The organism is Pseudomonas sp. P5_B2 (assembly GCF_056400445.1).
The window spans coordinates 1-1,313 of sequence record NZ_JBFULH010000914.1; the positions used below are offsets into that span (position 1 = coordinate 1).

At 57.0% G+C, this 1,313-nt stretch carries 1 protein-coding gene and 1 pseudogene; one reads left to right on the plus strand and one right to left on the minus strand.

Annotated features, from left to right (window positions below; genetic code table 11):
• Window positions 1-98, plus strand: a pseudogene (locus tag AC1DRJ_RS27955) (heat-shock protein); the annotation flags it as partial.
• Window positions 99-194: 96 nt separating this feature from the next.
• Here the strand turns inward: AC1DRJ_RS27955 and ampC are convergent.
• On the minus strand, window positions 195-1,313 hold a 1,119-nt coding region (gene ampC, locus AC1DRJ_RS27960), incomplete at its 5' end, for a class C beta-lactamase (RefSeq protein WP_477804995.1).

Sequence of the window (1,313 nt, forward strand, 5' to 3'; positions counted from 1 at the left end):
GTCTGTTGAGTATCGACTTGGTGCGCATCGTGCCTGAAGAGGCGAAAGCCAAACGCATCCCGATCAACGGGACGCAAAAACCGGCTCTGCAGCACTAAGGCAGAGCAATGAAAAAGGGCGCCAGCACGGCGCCCTTTTTTGTGTTCATCCTTGCGAAACCCGAAGGCCACGCAGTGGATGCGTGTTGCTCTTTGTTAATCGGTTAAAGCACTCAATATTGTGTGGGCGATTTTGATTCGCTCAGGGTTGGGGTAGTTTTTGTTGGCAAGGATCACGATGCCGATGTCCTTCGAGGGCACAAACGCGACGTAAGCCCCAAAGCCGCCGGTGGAGCCGGTTTTGTTAATCAATACGTTCTTCTGTTGACGTTGCGGTGGGTTCAACCACTGGACCTTATGCGGCTGCATGGCCATCTCGGTCGAATTACCCGCGAGCAGCCTGTCCAGCGTGACCGGGTAAGGGTAGAGCTCCCAGCCCAGCCCCTGTGTCATGTCGCCCACGGTGTAGTAACCGGTATGGGTGGTGGCGATGGCTTGCTGCAATGGTTGTTCCAGCCCGGCCGGTTTCATGTTCACTTCGACATAGCGAAGCAAATCCGAGGCGCTGGTTTTCACGCCGTAGGCTTCAGAGTCGAGCGCGCCCGGCCCGACGTGCACAGGCTTGTCTTCCTTGTTGTAACCMTGAGCGTATAGCGCCATCTGCGCTTGCGGGACGTTGAGGTAGGTGTGCTTGAGGCCCAGTTTTGGCAACAATGTCTTTTCCATCAGTACATCGAACGGCTGGCCCATGCTGTTAGCAGCGAGATAGCCGAACAGCCCGATGCTCGGGTTCGAGTACTGACGATGGGTGCCGGCAGGATAAACCGGTGCCCATTGCTTGAAATAAGCCAGCATTGTCTCAGGATGGTCAGCTTCGTCAGGGAACTGCAGCGGCAACCCGCCTGCGGTGTAAGTGCCCAGCTGCAGCACGCTGATGTGGTCGAATGCACTGCCGCGCAATGCAGGCAAAACAACGCTGGCAGGATCGGACAGGGACAGTTTGCCGTTGGCTTGCGCGTATCCGGCCAACGTGGCAGTGAAGGTTTTGCTGACAGAACCGATTTCGAACAACGTGTCCTGGCTGATCGGTTTGCGGTCCTCTTTGGAGGCTACGCCGTAATTAAAGTAATGCTGCTGACCATTTTGGCTGATCGCCACGGCGAGCCCTGCAATATTCTGTTGCTGCATCACCGGGCCGACGGCGGCGTCGACCAGAGATTGGAGTTGCTGGTCGGACGGCGTCGCGGCCATGCACGGTGCTGAGCCGAGGATGAG